Origin of the sequence: Tabrizicola piscis (assembly GCF_003940805.1) — a bacterium.
GTDB classification, from domain to species: Bacteria; Pseudomonadota; Alphaproteobacteria; order Rhodobacterales; family Rhodobacteraceae; genus Tabrizicola; species Tabrizicola piscis.
Window position 1 is genome coordinate 3273942 of record NZ_CP034328.1, and the last position, 16232, is coordinate 3290173.

Genomic DNA, 16232 nt, shown 5'->3' on the forward strand with positions numbered 1-16232 from the left:
CACATGCACAGACCACGACCTGAATACGCGCGGCCTATCGGTCCGGGAAAAGTCCCGGCATCCAGTCGCTTGCCAGCCTCGCCGGAAAGCTCAGCCGCAACGGCGCGCGTTGGGTGAATGACTTCAGCGCCCCCACCGCCAGCAGTTCCGCCGTGACCTTTCGCGCCTGGCGGTCGCTGACGGCGAGAAGGCCGGGCAGTGCCCCGCGTTCAACTTCGCCGGACATCAGCGCTTCGCGCATGACGATATCTGCGCCCTTAGTCAGCGTGCCCTTGGCCATCTCGGTTTTGCACCAAGTCATGATCCGCTCTCGCAGGCGTTGTGGTTGCATCAAGGTTTCCATGAAGCGGACTTGGTCGATGCAGGCTTCAAGGAAGAAGCTTGCGAATTCGGCCAGGCGCTGTTCGGATAGGTTTCCTCGGCCATCAGCGCCGCCATGGCGGGGTTCGTCGGCGGCCATAAGGCGCTGCTTGTATTCTGCATCCCGGCGGGCGAGGCCTCGCGCAGCGGACCAGAGGCCATCGGAGCCGACGGTGTCGCGCAGCATGGCATGGGCGACCATTCGCGAGACGCGGCCGTTCAGGTCAACGAACGGGTGAACCCAGACAAGGCGATGATGGGCACAGGCGGTGGCGATGATCGCGCCGCTTCGGCCCTGAAGCCCGTACATCTTGCGCATGTGCGCCAGAAGGCGCGGCACAGCGCCAGGGCTGGGGGCGACGTGCTTGCCGACCTGGACAAAGTCCGTGCGAAATTCGCTGGGGACAATAGGAAGCTCTGTGCCGTCCGGCCTGTGCACGACGAGCAATTCCGGCGGCAGGTTCCGGCAGAAGCGACGGTGGATTTCGCGCAAGCTGTCCGGGGCAAGCGGGTGGTCGGTCAGGCCGCCCGTGTCGATCCAGCGCTGCACCTCGATGTGGGCAACGGCCTCGAGCTGCAGGTTCCGTTTCTCGGCGTCGGCGCTGAAATCCTTGTTCAGGGCGCGCTCGATGTCGATCGGGTGGGTGTTGTGACCCTCGATCAGGTTCGAGTAGTAGCAGTTCATCGATCTGACGAGATCGGCCAGCGGCGCGCGGATGCCTTCGGGTAGAGACGACCGCAGCCCTGACGACTGGCTCGCCAGTTCAACGGCTAGGTCGTTCAGTGGCGCCCGATACTTTGACGCTTCTTCAGGGATCAGCGGTTCGACGATGGTTATCGCCTCGCCCTTGTCTGCTATGGTGTCGGTCGACATGGTGCCCCTTGATGCACTGCTTACTGGCCCTGTTCGAGTTCCGGTTCATGTTCCGGATTCGGCGAGGAGCTTAGCGCACTTAACATCAATAAAATAGAGAAAAAAGCTGCGGTCAGATCGCAGAGAAAGCCCGTTCTCTTCCGCTAAAAGTTCCGTTTCGAGTTCCGGTTCTGGGGTGGCCCTACAGTTCATGCCCCCAGTCCCGCCCCTTCAGCGCCGCCTCAGCCGTTCTTCGGCGGCCTTCGCTTGCTTCAAGCTCTCGCTCAGCTGCCTGTCGATCGCCCCTAAGTTCGCGGCTTCGCTCAGCAAGCCACGCAAGGCCGTCATGGAGTCGATCTGCGACTGAATGAGCAGCGAGACGCAGTCGGCCAAGCCATCCATCCTCAGCCCCATCTGGTTGGTCGAGCGCGCTTCCAAGGCGCGCAAGGCCTGTGCTGAGGTTTCGGAGGCTGTCGCCAACCGTTCGACGTAGCCAAGCAATTCGCGCTCCAGCGCTGTCAGCGGCGTCTGCATTCATTTCTCCTTTATCTGAATGCACAACACCGATCTCTGATCGCTGATCGCGCATGTCTGAATACTCGCCCGTTCCGGGTCGGTCAGAAGGTAGATCACCCCGCCCTGGTCGATCCGCTGCAGGCCAAGGCGCGTCAGTTCCGACTTCGACAGCATCGCGCTCCAGAACCAGCTCAGCACGAGCAGCGCCGTGATCCCGGCGGTCGCGGTCGCCAGCAGGATAACCGGCGCCAAGGTCAGCCAGCGCGTGATCCGGTGCTGGAAGCTCTGCATCGTGCCCGAGGTCGCGTGCAGAAACATGCGGGTATCGGCCTCGATTGTATCGTGCACGTGCGTCGCAATAGCCGTCAAATCGTTCCTGAAGCTCTGCAACTGGGATGCCATCAAGGCGGCGTTCTCTTGCCGCAGGGCTTCCAGATCCGCGTTCAGCCTCTCGCTGAGCCGCGGGGTCGGCTTTCCAGTCGTCATGGAAAATGTCTCCTTTCAGTCGCCAGCGTTCGCCCGTGTCGGGGTCCTTGACGGTGAGGTACTCCTTGCCCGCGCGCGGGACGGTGAAGCCGACTTCGGTCATCAGGGCGACCATGCTGGCGCGGTCAGTGATGGTGCCGACGGAAATTTCGTCGAGGATCCAGGATTGGACCTCATCGCGGGTCTTGGCGCGCTGCGGGGTCTCGAGCACAGGTTGAACCTCCTGCGCGCGGTGGGAGTCCATCGGGTCGGCCCAGCCGTGGGCTTGGTTCATCAGGTCGCGAAAGGAATCGAAGGCTGTCTGATAGCCGGGTGGGGCGATGTTCAGGCTGCGGCCAGAGGAAAGGTCGAGGCGCGGGGTGCAGAAGTGCAGCTCGACGCGGCCTTCGTGGCTGTGACGGACCCAGAGGATGTCGAACTGCTCGGGGTCGAGGCCCGCGAAGGCGAGCTTTTCGAAGCCGTCCATGACCTCGGCCTGCTGCGTCTCGGTCGGGGCGTCGTCGGCGGCGAAGCTGATGACCCCGGCGCGGTAGGTCCAGGCATGGGGGCTGGCGTCGATCAGCGCCTCGGTCCGGTCGGGATTGCCGCGCAGGACCTCGGGGCGCGGGTTGCGGATCGTCTGCGTGGGTTGGCCAGCCGCATCGCGGATCAGGTCGCGGTTGGTATCGTAGGCCAGCACCTGATCGGCGATCAGGTAGCCAACGGGGCCGGACCCGCGCCCTTGGCCGTTGGGGAAGCACTTGATCAGCATTCGCGGCCCTGCGCGAGAAGCTGGGCAAGCTGGCGTTCAAAAGACAGAAGGTGGCGCGCGACCTCGACCGCGTCGATGGTGGGCGTGAGGCCCGCGGCATGGGCGCGGTTCAGCCAGCGGGCGATCTGGTTGAGGTTGCCGCCGATGCGCCCGACAGCCAGCACCAGGGCTGGATCGACGCGCGGGGCGGGTTTGCGGCGGCGAGAATCTGCGCGGCCAAGGGCCTCGCGCAGAAGGGTCGCGACCGGGACACCCGCCGCTTCGGCCTTTTTCCGAAGCTCGGCCTTCTCGGCTGCCGTACAGCGGAACACGAAAGTGTCCGTCAGCGCGGGCTTCTCGCGGGCAGCGCCCGCGCCGGTGGGGTTCGAAGGGGAGGCTTGCCACCCCTCGCAAGGCCCCGTGTCAGCAGCGCCAGCGTATGACACGGGTCGCCTTGCTCTCTGCTCATCCCGCATGACGCTGCTCCAACTTCCCGGCTTCCTTCCCGGCAAGACAGCGCAGCTGTCGCACCTGCTCGCGCCATTCCGGGCTTCCCCTCGGCGCAGGACTTCGGGCCGGAACCCAGAACCCGCGATGAGGACCGTTCACCGCCAGGGGCAAGCTTCGGTCGAGTGTCGCCAGCCCCTCCTGCGCCAGCCTATCGTTCCAGTCGCGGGCAAAGCAGATGCCTTGCGGGACGAAGACCAGCGGCGATGGCGGGGCACTTCTGGCCGGGGCTGTGCCGGATTGCCCCTTCCCGGGCAAATCCGGCGCGGCAGCGGTCGTTCTTGGTTTAAGTTCCTTTTCTCTGTTCGGGGGGCGTTCCTGTCCCCCTTTTCCGGACAGATGTGTCCCCTCGGGCGGACAGGATTGTCCCTCTTTCACCCGGGAAAGGGGGACGATCTTGTCCCCCTCCCGCCGCCGCTGCGTGGCGCGCCGCAGGGCATCTTCGGTGGGACGGTAGCGCGAGGCGTTGCCGCGATTGGTGCCGCGCACAACGGTCAGGTGGCGCGCCATCTCGGGTTTGTTCAGGGCGCGCTTCACCGATTTCGCATGCCGCCCGAGCGCCGTGCCGATCGTCTCGAAGGAAGGATGGCATTCGCCGGTGTCATGATCGGCATGGGTCAGCGCCAGATAGGCGGCGACGCGGAAGGCGTTGTCATCCAGCGACTGGTCGAGGACGAGGTCGAGAAGATACTGCAGCTTGACCTGGCAGAAGGGCAGAATGTCAGACATGCAGGCCCCCGGTGATTGCGCCGGAGTCCGCGCTTTGGTATCCTGTCAGCACAGTGACTTCGTATGCGCCGTCGAGGTGGGTGGCCGCCCCCTCGACGGTTTTTCTTTGGTCCGGGTCGCCCGAAAACCGGTTTGACAATCGCCCCTTAAGTGCTTGATTTCCCGTAGGGGGTTTGACAGGAAAACGCCGCGCAACCGGTTGATTTCCCGCGCCAGTGGACGGCTTGAAAATCCGCGTGTCGCTGGTTCGATTCCGGCTCTGGGCACCACTTAAGCCAACAAAAACAGATACTTACGCGTAAAGCGGCACGCTGACTGGTAATCCGCTTGTCATCAGGCAGAAGCGTTGCACATCAACAGCTTAGTGTTTGATTCTGTTGAGACATCGGGTGCCACCGCGGGCGTCCAAAGAGACATGGGAGAGACACGGAGATGTCCCCGTCAGTCGCTCGACAGAACTGCCTCCCGTGGTATCCTGTAAATGTACCTCACGGTACTTACTAGCCTTGCGACCGAGACCCTGGCCACTCGCAAGGCGGCTAGGGTTTTGGTTTGCTAACAAATATAAACATGAGAGAAATTAAGTTTAGGGCATGGGGAAACGCTTACACCGAAGAAAATAAAATTGAAATGAGGTACTCTGACAAATATCCTGATTTGTCATGCTTTTGGAATTTGGCAGTGAATCATAGCTATGCCATTGATGTAATGCAATACACAGGTCTACATGATGCAAATGGAAAAGAAATATACGAGGGTGACTTAATCGAATGTCAATATTGCAAAAATGAACACGGGCAAGTAATTTGGAATAAAGAGATGCTTCGATTCCAACTTAGATGGCATGATACGTGTTGCGGCAATGCTCGTCTAACATCTATTGATAGCTGGTCCAAAATCAACGGCAACTTCTACGAAAATCCAAAACTTCTGGAGAAGTCATAGTTGGAAGAAAAGAAGGCTACCGCCATCGGGCTATTCAACTACGCCCACTCATATGCGCAGTCCGCAGTGACACTGCAAGACAACCAGACCGACGCGACCCACTGGAACGCGCCAATCCACTTCCTCTACTTCCATGCCATTGAGCTGTACTTGAAGTCCTACCTGGTTGCTCACGGAGCTGACCTTGAGGTTCTCCGGAAGAAGTTCGGCCACAAGGTCTGTTGCTTGTCCAACGAGGCTCAAGCGCTTGGTCTGGAGTTCGACGATCAAGCGCGTTCGGTGCTGAGATTGATGTTCGACACCGACAACGTGATCACTTCACGCTACCTCCGCATCGGCATCCATACTCGCCTTCCGTTCACTGCGCATTTCGACACTTGCGACGGTCTACACGAGCAGATCATGCCAAAGGTCTACGAAGGGGTGCCAAGTGGACGCCGACCAATTCTAAGAGACACAAAAGAGACATAACCACCGCAACGTGTTGAAAGGGCACACAATCTCCTTTGATTGAAAATCCGCGTGTCGCTGGTCCGATTCCGGCTCTGGGCACCACTTAATCTCCCAAGTATTTGCTTTTGAATTCCTTTGTAGGGATTAGATTTTTTGGTCCACCCTTGCGCCCACCTCGGCACATGCAGCACAAACCGCTTGGTTCAATAAAAAAATCCGCTACGCTATAGCCACCTGGGAAAGTCGCAACCTGGGCATCGCGATGCTCTTCACCATGGAGAGATCGTGATGAGAATACTTTCAAAGCGCCAGCTCAAGAAGTTGGTCCTGTACTCGCCGCAACACGTCGCGAGGCTGGAGAAGGCCGGAGCATTCCCCAAGCGGGTCAACCTCGGGCCGAACCGGGTCGGATGGGTCGAAAGCGAAGTGCAGGACTGGCTCCAAGAGCGGATCACGCGCCGCGAGACCTGACGACACTCCCCTTGTGGGAGCGCGGGTGGCCGGGTCTGCAGAATCCGGTCACCCGTTCCCTTGGCCTCGCTGCACTCAATCCTCCGTAACGGTGTCCACGAAATTAGCTAGATTTCACAAGGATGATTGTGCCGCAATATGTCCCGCAAACTCAGTGACGAAGCGCTTGAGGTCAGTTAGCTCACTCAGGCACCGGAAATTTCCATCGGCCTCTGCATCCTTTGAGGACAGAAGAAACGCTGCACTTGAGTATAGGCGCTCCTGTACTAAGCGACGGCACAGCAAATCGTACCTCTGTGAGTAAGATGCACCTTTGAATTCTGGAAAGACCGGAAAGTGTGGTTGTTGATCTCTGACCGATGAGCTCGATGCTGGGCAGTCTTCGACCAACATAACCAAGCCCAAAAATGGCCTTGGTGCATCCTTGCCAAGCGCGCCCTCTCGATAGGCAGTCCATAGATCGTGTGCGGTCCCGATCGACTCCTCGGTGCGATTGTTGAAGTTGTTTCCGAAGGAGGGCCCTACTTGGGACTTAAACTCTAGAGCTGCAATAAGACGTCCCTCGTTGATAACCAACATATCCCAAAGCTTGGTAGGTCTAAAGAATCCCGGAAGCGTTAGTACGCTGCGTTGCACGCAGACTTGGGCGTTCGGCATTCCGTTGTTCCGGATCAGCGACTCCGCCAGTGCGAGAAAGCCGTCCATATTCTTTCCCGCTGTTACCGCCCCCCGTGCGCCGACATCAAGCTTTCCGCTTGCTTCTTGCTGTCGAATAGCGGCATTGCGGTTTCCCCAAAAGAGCTTAACGGCTTCGCGTGCTTGTACTTCATAATTTTCAAGGTTGAGCATAATATCAAATGAACTTTCTAAGTGTCGTTACTTCGTCTTTAGTTAGCTGGTAGATGCTAGAAACCGCGTCCAATGTACGACTGGATGATGTCGGCTTCTTTCCTTCATTTGTAAGTAACTGTTGCAAATCCATTGGGATATCGTGCCAAGCCGGAAGGCGTATTCTTCGAAGATTCTGCGCTTGGAAACGGAGATATCCTCCACGCATCTTGGTGGAGTACAGAGATACAAACATCTTGGCTATGCCGCATTGAAGTAATGCTCTTAGCGCATGGAGGTCCCATGTTTCAGAGACGATGTAATACAAGTTGTGGTGCGGATAGTAGTGTCCGGCTTCGTGTACAAACTCGGCGGTCCCTCGGATGTCGGGAATCAAGAGTTTTTCGCGGACATATAGATCAGAATATATTCTATCGATAGTTCGATACCATGAATTTGGGTTTTTGGCTGCAACATGCCGTTTTCGAAGAGTCTCGGACCTTTCATACAAGTACTCTGCGAGCTTAGGAAAGTCAGATAGATTCACCAACTTTCCATCTTCACCGAACGGATTGACTACTCCGTATCCTCTCCAAGAGATCGATCCATTGAAAAGATCTTTCGTCATCACTAGTCGAAGTTTTCTCGATGGTTCTACATTTATTGCGTCATAGGCTCCAATGAATGCTTGATCTGCGCCAGTTGCAACGCCTATGCCGATGCGGCAACCCGCAGCTTCTATTTGCGGGAAATTTGCTTCGATCCGGCGTACCACAGTGAGATCGTGATCTGCACTAAGTAGCCATGGCTCGTTTGCTTTGTAGCCTTTCCTGGCGCCAGCACTAGGGGTGGCGGCGCTTATCCCGGTAAGTGTGAGGTCTGCACACAGCTTTGCAAGAGAAGTCTTATCTAAGTCAGGATTCGCGGCAACACGCGTGGCACCTGGTTTCCCGCGTCTAAGGACAGTGATCGCTGGATAAGCAGAAACCTCACTCAGAAAAGCGTTCGTATTGGTCATGTCGATATAAACATCTAATGAAAAGTTGTTGGCTACTTTTTCACGAAGTTTTTGACCATACTTGTTCTTCATCCATCGATCTGCGCAGATGAAGCCGCATTTTCCTTCTTTTTGTAGGAGATCGAGGGATCTCTCAATAAACGGGACATAGAGATCTGCACGATCGTAGATCGTCGAATAGCGAGACCGATACTCAGCTATGAGCGAGTCGGGAATCTGATCTTGGCGAACATAGGGTGGATTGCCTACGATATGCGTGTAATCATCCGCGAACTCCAGAAGGAGAAAGTCTCCCTGTCGAAGCCAACTACTTACAATGGTTGACGCATCTTGTGAGGAAATCCCTTCTCCTTGCAACACTGAGACGATTTCATCGCATGTTGAGGAATAGGCCGTCTTATATAGTTCGACTGCGGATATTGCTGGGGCAAGACGTTTGACAGTAAGTCCATCGGGTTCGAGTCTTGCAGAGGCAAGGAGTCTCCTTACAATTGGTCGGAGGAAGCCGCCGGCACCGAATGATGGCTCCAGAATGCGGTAGGTTAACAATGGGGCGTCCGCTGTGTAACCTACAAGATCAAGAATAAACTCCGCCACTTCGGGACGCGTATAGATTGCGCCAAGCTCCACTTCGTTGCCAAAATTTGCTAGTTTTTCGACTTCCACAGTTGCCGGTTTGCGCCGTCCGTTTGCGGGTGCTGCGTTGGTCGAGTAGGTCAACTGTTTGATCTCCTGCGAACAATGAGGGAACATACCCATAGTGTAGCACACTGGGAAGAGGTTTCTTGTGAGGCGCCTTTTTCCGATTTACGTGAAAAGGAGAAGCTAGTCGGAGCTTCCCCAGGTGGGTTACAGTATCTCAGCACACACACCATCGATGACATTGTGCAGAACTCTGGTTGTGGTCGGGTTCTCCGCCACCTTTCCCGCAAGCGTGAAGGTTGCAGCGTTGAAGAGCCGCCATGGTGTCTTGTCGCCCCAGTCATGCGGCGGCTCTTCGTAGGTGGTCAATACATTTGCGATTCGGGTCAGATTGATCACTCCACGCCTGTACATTGCCATGATGGCTTGATCCGCCAGATGATCTGGTAGCGGGCGGGCCTTGTACTGCTCGATTTTCTCGGTTTAACCTCGCCGTGCCAGATGCAGCGGTTCGATCACTTCGCTCACAAGGCCAGGAAGGTCTCGTTTGGCGTTGGCCGTATGCTTCAGCCGGATCACGTGGTCCGCGTGGAAAGCCAAGTTGTCATACACAAAGACGCGACTGCCAATGGCGATGTCAATCGGAAACTGCTTCTTGTGACTGTTCCGGAGGCCTACCATGTCGGTATAGTCGGCGTAGGGCGACCTCAGAGACAGCACCCCGAAGTAGTTCATGCCATCCGGCGTGACGGCATGGTGCTCTTCGAGAAGTTCGTGACCAAAGAAGCCGAGGGCATTGCGGACCATATCTACCACCGAATGATGGGGAAGCGGGACATGGCTTGCGGTCGGGTCGGGAGTTGGAAGGTTGCGGAGTTCATCAAAATCGATGGCTTCACCGCCCATGTGCAGCATCAGGGTCATGGGTATCTCCATTGAGGTGGGGAAGGACGCATGCCGACTGATCAGGCTGCTTGCTGCAGCCCTAGAAGGAACGGTCCGAACACAGGATACCGCCGTGCTCTAGAAGGCCATAGACAGCGGAACTTCTACCTCGGCGAAGTTCCGCGTTCACCTAAGGGCAAAACAATTCGAACGAGCCGCCAGATGCGCGTTGCCACGGCCCTGCGACGACTGCGCTGGCGCGCAATAGCAGTGGATCGTGCGGGTCGAGGACCGCGACGACCATGGAGGACATAAGCACAACCTGCGTGATTGGTCGGTGATCACTGAACTGCCAGACGCCGGTGTCGACGTTCATATCGCCACCGAAAACCGCTGACGCTTTCGAGTGTAGCAGCCACACTGAGTAACCCATTCTACACCAGCATCATCGAAATCAAACGTACGGGAAAGACCTGGCAGGGCGTCCATCCTCCGATCATCTCGATGCGGGTCTTCCAACAGGTGCAGGACCGAAAGGCCGGTCGCGTCGGGAAGAAGGTTACCGGCCACAACCATCTTTATCGTGGACTATTCCGTTGCGGCCACTGCGGTGGTGCAATGGTTCCCGAGCGGCAGAAGGGACATGTCTACTCCCACCCATTGAGTAGAAGCACTCTCCACCATCTCTGCGAGCGTTGTGTCGGGGATTCAGCTATACTAGATGTTGAGAATCCACAAAGAAGACACCCCACATCATGCCAACTAAGCATATTCCGATAGAAAGACGTTTCGCAAGGCCTTCGAAGGATGAGCTGGCAGACCCATACCTGCAGAACGAGCTGAGCAGATACTTCCCGTCGCAGGCAACGGGCTGGAAGGAGCTTATTTCCAAGTCACGTGTTGTTGTACTTGGAGAGGGCAAGTGCGGAAAAACTTATGAGTTCCAAGATCAGGTTGGCAGGCTGAAAGAGGAAGGGAAACAAGCCTTCTTTTTCAGACTTGAGCGTCTCGCGGACGCTGACCTGATGGACACCTTGGCTCCAGACGAAGAGCGGCAGCTTCAGCTTTGGCTAGACAGTTCAGATGAACAGCATGCTTGGTTCTTTCTCGATGCAGTTGACGAGTTGAAGTTACGCGATGGCAGCCTTCGAGTTGCGCTGAGAAAGATACAACGCGTCATTGGGAACAAGACTGATCGTGCTCATATTTTTGTCTCGTGTCGTCCAGCTGACTGGAACAATCAAATCGATATGTCTGATATCTCAGAGATGTTCCCGTTTGAGCAAGATGCCAAGGTAACCAGAGCAGAAGAACCCGAAGACCTATTTGTCAGTGTACTCAAGAAGGATGCGCCCGGCGATCAAAAGCAGGAGGTTAAGGAGGAAACAGTAAGTGATGGTCCAGAAGTATACGTTTTGCTGCCCTTAGCTGAGGATGAGATTTCTGCTTTTGCGACCAAACTTGATCCATTGCGAGCATCGCAGTTCCTGGAAGAACTCGCCAAGAATGATGCTTGGGCACTCTTTCAGTCTCCATCCGACATAATAGACGGAATGGCTCTGCTCGGCGAAGTCGGTCACCTTGGCTCGCTCGAAGAGCAAGTCGAAGCGGGCATTCGCATAAAGCTTAGCGAGAACGGCGTACGTGCGCGACTTACAACCTTGTCTCTAGCGAAGGCTCGCGAAGGTGCCGAACGCCTGGCGCTAGCCCTTCTCATGACAAAACGCCGCTCATTGTTGGTAACGAAGAACACTGATGAAGGAAATTCCCTCTTTGTAGGAGACGTCTTGGCTGACTGGAGACCTAAGGAGTTTGCCGAATTGCTCAGCCGTGGGTTGTTCGACCCATCAGGTGTAAATGCCGTAAGGTTTCATCATCGGGCCACTCAAGAGTATCTCGCAGCTCGACGGATTGAGGGACTCCATAGTCGAGGCTTGCCTGTCCGCGAACTGTTGCAACTGTTGTTTGCTGATACTTGGGGCCACGGAGTAGTCATTCCCTCAATGGAACCCGTCGCTGCTTGGCTGTCACTGTGGAATCAGAGTGTCGCAACCGAGCTACGGAAGCGAAAGCCAGACGTTCTGTTTAGGCAGGGGATACCGGGGTCGATGCCCGTTTCACTCCGGTCGACGCTGCTGCAAGACTTTGTCATAGCATACAAGGACAGTGACTGGCGCGGTATCAGCATCGATGCCAATGACGTTAGACGGTTGGCCCATGGGGAACTTGCTTCCACCGTTCGAGACCTCTGGGAGACAGCTTACAAGGGGCACGAAACTAGGGAGCTTCTCCTTGAGCTCATTCTCTACACCCCCTTAAATTCTTGCACTGATCTGGCCGCCCAAGCTGCAGTGGACGCAACAATAGCTGAGCACCATCGGGTATACGCGATACGAGCACTGTTGTCCGGTGGTGGACCCGAAGAGAAGCGGTTGGTATCTGAACTTCTTATATCAAAACAACTTTCGGCGAGAATCGTAAGCGCAGTTCTTGAGGAGGCATATCCTGATCCACTAACTCTGCCGGAAGTTGTGTCGATTGCCAAAGAGACAAGTCAAACGGTCAATTCTGTTCATGGCATAAACTACGCGCTGTACAATCTCGTTCAACACAGAAATCTCCAGACGCATGAAATCAGGGAGATCCGTGAAGCGCTGGTTGGCATACTTTGGGAGCATCGGACCGCAGAATCTAGAATCTATCAAGCCCACTCCAGGTACGATCATTTCGTTGATGCAATCTTCGCGGGGTGCTCTCGTGACACTAACCTTGAGGACTTGAATGCAGTTAAGACGTGGGCGCGGGATGTTGCAATTGCCTTTCATTTCGGTGAGAGGCATGGATCGATAATTGGGGAGAGAGACTGTAATAGCATTCGCGATCGGATATCCTCAGATCCGGATCTCCGTGAAGCTTATTACTGGGCGGTATTTGATTTGGATCGCGAACTTAAAAATGGAGGAGGCGAGCTCGACCGATTCTTCTTATGGGATGAGGGGCGCGTTTTTGGAGGCGTCACCGCAAGTGATACCCAATGGTTGCTCAGTTCTCTCGAAAACATAGAGATGGCCGAACGCCACAATGCGGCGTTCTATGCAATCATGGATTGGTGGCGCATCAGTAGAGATCCAGTCGTTTCTGCAAGAGTTCAGGATGCGGTGAAGGGTAGGATTGAGTTGTTGGCTGCCTTCAATGCGTATTTGAATCCGCCAGTCTCAGAAAAGCGGCAAAACTGGCAGATTAAGAATGAGAAGCGGGAGCGGAAGTACAAGCGAGGAGAAGAGAAGCGTATCGCCGAATGGATCGCGTGGCGAGATACCCTGAATGCTGACCCCGAAGCCGCTTTTGGCCCTGAAAAGGTGCAGAGTACCCTTTTCAATTTCTTTAACTGGCTCGACATGAGCGGGCAGTCTCAAAACACCTGGGGCGTGTGGATCGAACACATAGTTCGCGAAGCGTTTTCACCTAGATTCGTATCCTTATTGAAACTTGAGCTAGCAAAGTTCTGGCGTCAAGCAACTCCTGCGATGTGGAGCGAGAAGTCACCGGAGGCGCGGAATCAGACATCGAGTCAAACGATACATGCTCTCTCAGCCATCAAGAGCGAAGCGAATGATCACCAATGGGCGCGCCACATAGGCGCTGCCGAGGCCGCTCTTGCAGCAAGGCTGTCAACTGTGGAACTCAATGGGTTTGCGCCCTTCTACGCCTCGCTTGAGGCCGCATACCCCGTGGCAACTCAAGATGCCATACTGGCAGAATTGAACGCCCAGGTCCGACTACTTGGCCAGCACGACCAGTGTCCCATTATTCATGATATTTACTACCACGGAACTCTGTCCCTGAAGACGGCCGCATCTACAGGGCTCATACCTCTTCTCGAGACATGGCCGATAGACATGTCCGGCGAGGCACAGACTGCGCTTCGCTACGCAGTTGACATGATTTCACAGCACGTCCATGACGCCGATCGCAAGATTGTCGCTGATGTGGTGGCATCCCGCCTTACGGCGTCAGTACGGTTCACAAGTGATCATGTTTCTTGGCTGCGCGCGCTGTTTATGTTGGACCCTTCGTCTGGGGCCGATCAATGGATCGCGACCACAAACGACTTGAGCTCGCCGGAAGCACGAGACTTCGCAGTTACAACAATCGGCTCTCTCTTTGGAGACCGACATCATGGAGGTTCGAAGCCTGACCTCTCGGATTTGGCGATCCCAGAAAGGGCTCGACTGCTGGCTCGACTACTTCATCGAACTTACCAAGTGGCACACCCGTCAACTGACATCCCACACCACGGCGTTCACAGCCCCGGTGAGCGCGACCTGGCTGAAGAAGCACGGAGATTTCTGTTCGAAAGCTTGGTGAGCTTGGAGTCTCCCGAGGTGGACGAATGCCTTAGAAAGCTATCTGAGCTTGAAGCATTCTCGCACATGAAAGATCGGCTTCAACAGATACGCGTGGAGCAAGCGGCCAAATATTCAGAGCGCCCAGCTATGACTGTGAATCAGTTCACCCACTTCGATGCGCAGATCAATCTTCTGCCAACCGATACCCGAACAATGCATCTAGCGATGATGAATCGACTCGAGGACTTTCGTCACCACATTCTCGAGAGTGAGTTCTCAAACAGAAGGACACTTCAAGCCGTTACGTCTGAAATTGAGATGAGGAGAAACATCTCCGGATGGCTCAACACACACAGCCGAGGTGCCTATCACGTAAATCAAGAGGCCGTGAAGAAGGACGAGAAGCGGACTGACATCCGACTCACATCGGTTGCCGCCGACATAGAAGCAACCATCGAACTGAAGCTCGAAGACACGGGTCGCTGGACGTTCCCAGCACTCGAACAGGCACTTCGAGTGCAACTTGTCGGCCAATACCTCAGCCATCAGCGGTGTCAGGCGGGGTGCCTGCTCTTGGTGCTTCGCAAACATCATCAGTGGCGGGATCCAGTCTCAAGCTTGTTGCTGGATTTGAACCAAGTCGTCGCCAGGCTTCAGGATATCGCCCAAGAAATCATGCGACAGCGGCCCGAACTGCAGCTTTCGGTGTTCGGAATAGACATCTCAGCATAGTTTCGTCCTCATGGACGATATGACGAAGACCGCAAAGCTTGAGCGTGGAATACTCTGGCCGAACCGCCAGAGTTCGTTGTATCGCAACGTAGTTTCGGAATAGCCGCGGAAAATCGAATGAACGGTCTGTCCGAGCTGGCCGAACTCTCCGCAAAACACAAAATTCTGTTGTCTAAAGCCTCACCTTCAATCTTCATATGCGCGAAATGAACTGTATGTCCAGTTTGGTGCCCCAGCGCGAGTCACTTACCGAACCTAGATTGATACTCGGAACTGCGGCACAGAGGTAAGAATACATTTACTGTCGCTTCAATGCCGCATCAACCAATTGAAGCCCATTGCGACCATACGCGTCGATCAATCTGCGAACTGCTTCGAGATCGGCAATCCAGATTTCTCTTCCTTCTTCAGAAGTATTCTGAACTCTAGAAAAAGAACTCGCATCTTGTGCGTCCTTTATTTCTTCCTTTGCTGCCAACACCATTGATTCAATGGCGTTGAGATACTGCAATTGTATTTCCGCCGCTTCGACTTGGGTAAATGCTCGTCGCTCCAAAGAGATTAGTCGCGAAATAACAAAAAAAGCACCCTCATCGATTCCAAGAAACTCAGCAATTGCTCGCAGCCTTGTGAACTCAAGAGGTTTCTTCTGCGTGCCGATGTCCTCGAGGTAGGTGGCTACCTTGTTTCGCGTTGCTTCGTCATTGATCGGATTAAGACGACCTCGATCGGGCGATCCAGGATAACGCTCAAGCACGGACAGGAAGATGTCCAAAAAATTGCTGTGCTCTAAGAACTCTGCTGAAGTCCTCGCTGCAGTGGTACTTGTAGGCTGTTGACCGATAGGCCACTCACGAAAGACCGAGCGCACGATAGCCCCTATCGAGTTGGGGAACCGCTTGCCTTCCTCACAGTCTTTACGAACGCCATCGCGCAGATGCTTTCTAGCATCAACTTTTCGATTCTTCACAGCATCTCCGCAACGCTACTACATCTTGCGCTCGTTCATAAAAGACGCACAACCTGTCGGTTGTGCGCGCCGTTTCTTGCTTCAGAGAGCACAGATTGACTTCGGCAACGGCTCAGCTAAAGTTCGGAATCCCAGCAGGGTGGAAAACACCGCGCCAACGGTGCCACCTGAGAGCTGGGTTGTTGAGAAAATCGCAGGAGCGAGATATGCAACCTTCGCAATCGTCTACCCCTACTGGGATTCCTACATCGGCGCTACAGCAGCGCCGATCTAGGGTCCAATGTATCACTGATTCGCTCGCAGTCAAGGCGGGATGTGGTGACTGTTTTCAGCTGTGCGGTGAGCGTTTGAGGTCGTCATTTGACGATAGAGGCTACACGATCTTGGAACGGGCAGTGCCTAATGACCTTGAGTTCAGTGCCCTATATGATGACTACAAGGATGCCTTTCACTCCGAAAGTGGCAGCGACACTGCCAGAGAGTTGAACGATGAGGTATCTGCGTGGACGTCACTCGCGTCGAACGCCGTTGCCTACTCTGGGGCACCGTTTGGCTTCAGGGATCGACGCGAGCGAACCGACAAGGAAGAAAAGTCTTACTTTCAGTACGCGTCCCCGCTTGGAAGCTTTCTCAGGAGCGTACGCGGAGGTGTCTTTGATCGGTCGTTCGCCCTTCGCGCGCTAACCCGGAGACTGGACGAACTTGTAACACACGCAGACCGAGCGTTCGTCAGCGTACTTTCATCGTTAGCTTCGGTC

At 55.2% G+C, this 16232-nt stretch carries 13 protein-coding genes; 4 read left to right on the top strand and 9 right to left on the bottom strand.

The window, feature by feature from the left end; genetic code table 11:
• Positions 1 to 34 precede the first annotated feature (34 nt).
• The 4 genes from EI545_RS15935 to EI545_RS15950 all read right to left on the bottom strand — a co-directional run bounded on the left by EI545_RS15935 (position 35) and on the right by EI545_RS15950 (position 4181).
• Positions 35 to 1234, bottom strand: coding sequence for a Fic family protein (locus EI545_RS15935; protein WP_125326379.1), 1200 nt, complete (start codon positions 1232 to 1234; stop codon positions 35 to 37).
• 181 nt (positions 1235 to 1415) lie between these two features.
• Complete coding sequence (locus EI545_RS15940) at positions 1416 to 2894, bottom strand: relaxase family protein (protein ID WP_245990109.1); 1479 nt, start codon at positions 2892 to 2894, stop codon at positions 1416 to 1418.
• A 65-nt stretch (positions 2895 to 2959) separates the two neighbouring features.
• A complete protein-coding gene (locus EI545_RS15945; RefSeq protein ID WP_125326381.1) occupies positions 2960 to 3421 on the bottom strand; it encodes a plasmid mobilization protein in 462 nt (153 codons plus the stop codon).
• Positions 3411 to 4181 carry a helix-turn-helix domain-containing protein gene (locus tag EI545_RS15950; RefSeq protein ID WP_125326382.1) on the bottom strand — a complete coding sequence of 257 codons (771 nt, stop codon included), beginning with the start codon at positions 4179 to 4181 and terminating at the stop codon, positions 3411 to 3413. The genes EI545_RS15945 and EI545_RS15950 overlap by 11 nt, the downstream gene beginning before the upstream one ends.
• Positions 4182 to 4751: 570 nt before the next feature.
• Here EI545_RS15950 and EI545_RS15955 point away from each other — a divergent pair.
• The 3 genes from EI545_RS15955 to EI545_RS15965 all read left to right on the top strand — a co-directional run bounded on the left by EI545_RS15955 (position 4752) and on the right by EI545_RS15965 (position 6050).
• A complete protein-coding gene (locus EI545_RS15955; protein ID WP_125326383.1) occupies positions 4752 to 5126 on the top strand; it encodes a YopX family protein in 375 nt (124 codons plus the stop codon).
• Positions 5127 to 5597: a hypothetical protein gene (locus EI545_RS15960; RefSeq protein ID WP_125326384.1), complete on the top strand. Its 471-nt coding sequence runs from the start codon at positions 5127 to 5129 to the stop codon at positions 5595 to 5597.
• A 270-nt stretch (positions 5598 to 5867) separates the two neighbouring features.
• Positions 5868 to 6050, top strand: coding sequence for a helix-turn-helix transcriptional regulator (locus tag EI545_RS15965; RefSeq protein ID WP_125326385.1), 183 nt, complete (start codon positions 5868 to 5870; stop codon positions 6048 to 6050).
• Between the two features lie 114 nt (positions 6051 to 6164).
• Here EI545_RS15965 and EI545_RS15970 read toward each other — a convergent pair whose 3' ends face one another.
• The 4 genes from EI545_RS15970 to EI545_RS21565 all read right to left on the bottom strand — a co-directional run bounded on the left by EI545_RS15970 (position 6165) and on the right by EI545_RS21565 (position 9462).
• The gene (locus EI545_RS15970; RefSeq protein WP_281275720.1) at positions 6165 to 6899 is read right to left on the bottom strand and encodes a PaeR7I family type II restriction endonuclease; all 735 of its coding nucleotides are present in this window, start codon (positions 6897 to 6899) and stop codon (positions 6165 to 6167) included.
• 4 nt (positions 6900 to 6903) lie between these two features.
• Complete coding sequence (locus EI545_RS15975) at positions 6904 to 8616, bottom strand: Eco57I restriction-modification methylase domain-containing protein (protein ID WP_245990112.1); 1713 nt, start codon at positions 8614 to 8616, stop codon at positions 6904 to 6906.
• Positions 8617 to 8745: 129 nt separating this feature from the next.
• The gene (locus EI545_RS21560) at positions 8746 to 8937 is read right to left on the bottom strand and encodes a hypothetical protein (protein WP_216842459.1); all 192 of its coding nucleotides are present in this window, start codon (positions 8935 to 8937) and stop codon (positions 8746 to 8748) included.
• Between the two features lie 84 nt (positions 8938 to 9021).
• The gene (locus EI545_RS21565) at positions 9022 to 9462 is read right to left on the bottom strand and encodes a hypothetical protein (RefSeq protein WP_216842460.1); all 441 of its coding nucleotides are present in this window, start codon (positions 9460 to 9462) and stop codon (positions 9022 to 9024) included.
• Between the two features lie 716 nt (positions 9463 to 10178).
• Here EI545_RS21565 and EI545_RS15985 point away from each other — a divergent pair.
• Positions 10179 to 14504 carry an NACHT domain-containing protein gene (locus EI545_RS15985; RefSeq protein WP_125326387.1) on the top strand — a complete coding sequence of 1442 codons (4326 nt, stop codon included), beginning with the start codon at positions 10179 to 10181 and terminating at the stop codon, positions 14502 to 14504.
• A 298-nt stretch (positions 14505 to 14802) separates the two neighbouring features.
• Here EI545_RS15985 and EI545_RS15990 read toward each other — a convergent pair whose 3' ends face one another.
• Positions 14803 to 15474, bottom strand: a complete 672-nt coding sequence (locus EI545_RS15990; RefSeq protein ID WP_125326388.1) for a hypothetical protein — start codon at positions 15472 to 15474, stop codon at positions 14803 to 14805.
• Between the last annotated feature and the right edge of the window lie 758 nt (positions 15475 to 16232).

Coding starts and splice junctions, on each gene's coding strand:
- EI545_RS15955 (WP_125326383.1), top strand. CDS start 4,752: ATGAGAGAAATTAAGTTTAGGGCATGGGGAAACGCTTACACCGAAGAA.
- EI545_RS15945 (WP_125326381.1), bottom strand. CDS start 3,421: ATGCGGGATGAGCAGAGAGCAAGGCGACCCGTGTCATACGCTGGCGCT.
- EI545_RS15970 (WP_281275720.1), bottom strand. CDS start 6,899: ATGCTCAACCTTGAAAATTATGAAGTACAAGCACGCGAAGCCGTTAAG.
- EI545_RS15935 (WP_125326379.1), bottom strand. CDS start 1,234: ATGTCGACCGACACCATAGCAGACAAGGGCGAGGCGATAACCATCGTC.
- EI545_RS15950 (WP_125326382.1), bottom strand. CDS start 4,181: ATGTCTGACATTCTGCCCTTCTGCCAGGTCAAGCTGCAGTATCTTCTC.
- EI545_RS21565 (WP_216842460.1), bottom strand. CDS start 9,462: ATGACCCTGATGCTGCACATGGGCGGTGAAGCCATCGATTTTGATGAA.
- EI545_RS15965 (WP_125326385.1), top strand. CDS start 5,868: ATGAGAATACTTTCAAAGCGCCAGCTCAAGAAGTTGGTCCTGTACTCG.
- EI545_RS15985 (WP_125326387.1), top strand. CDS start 10,179: ATGCCAACTAAGCATATTCCGATAGAAAGACGTTTCGCAAGGCCTTCG.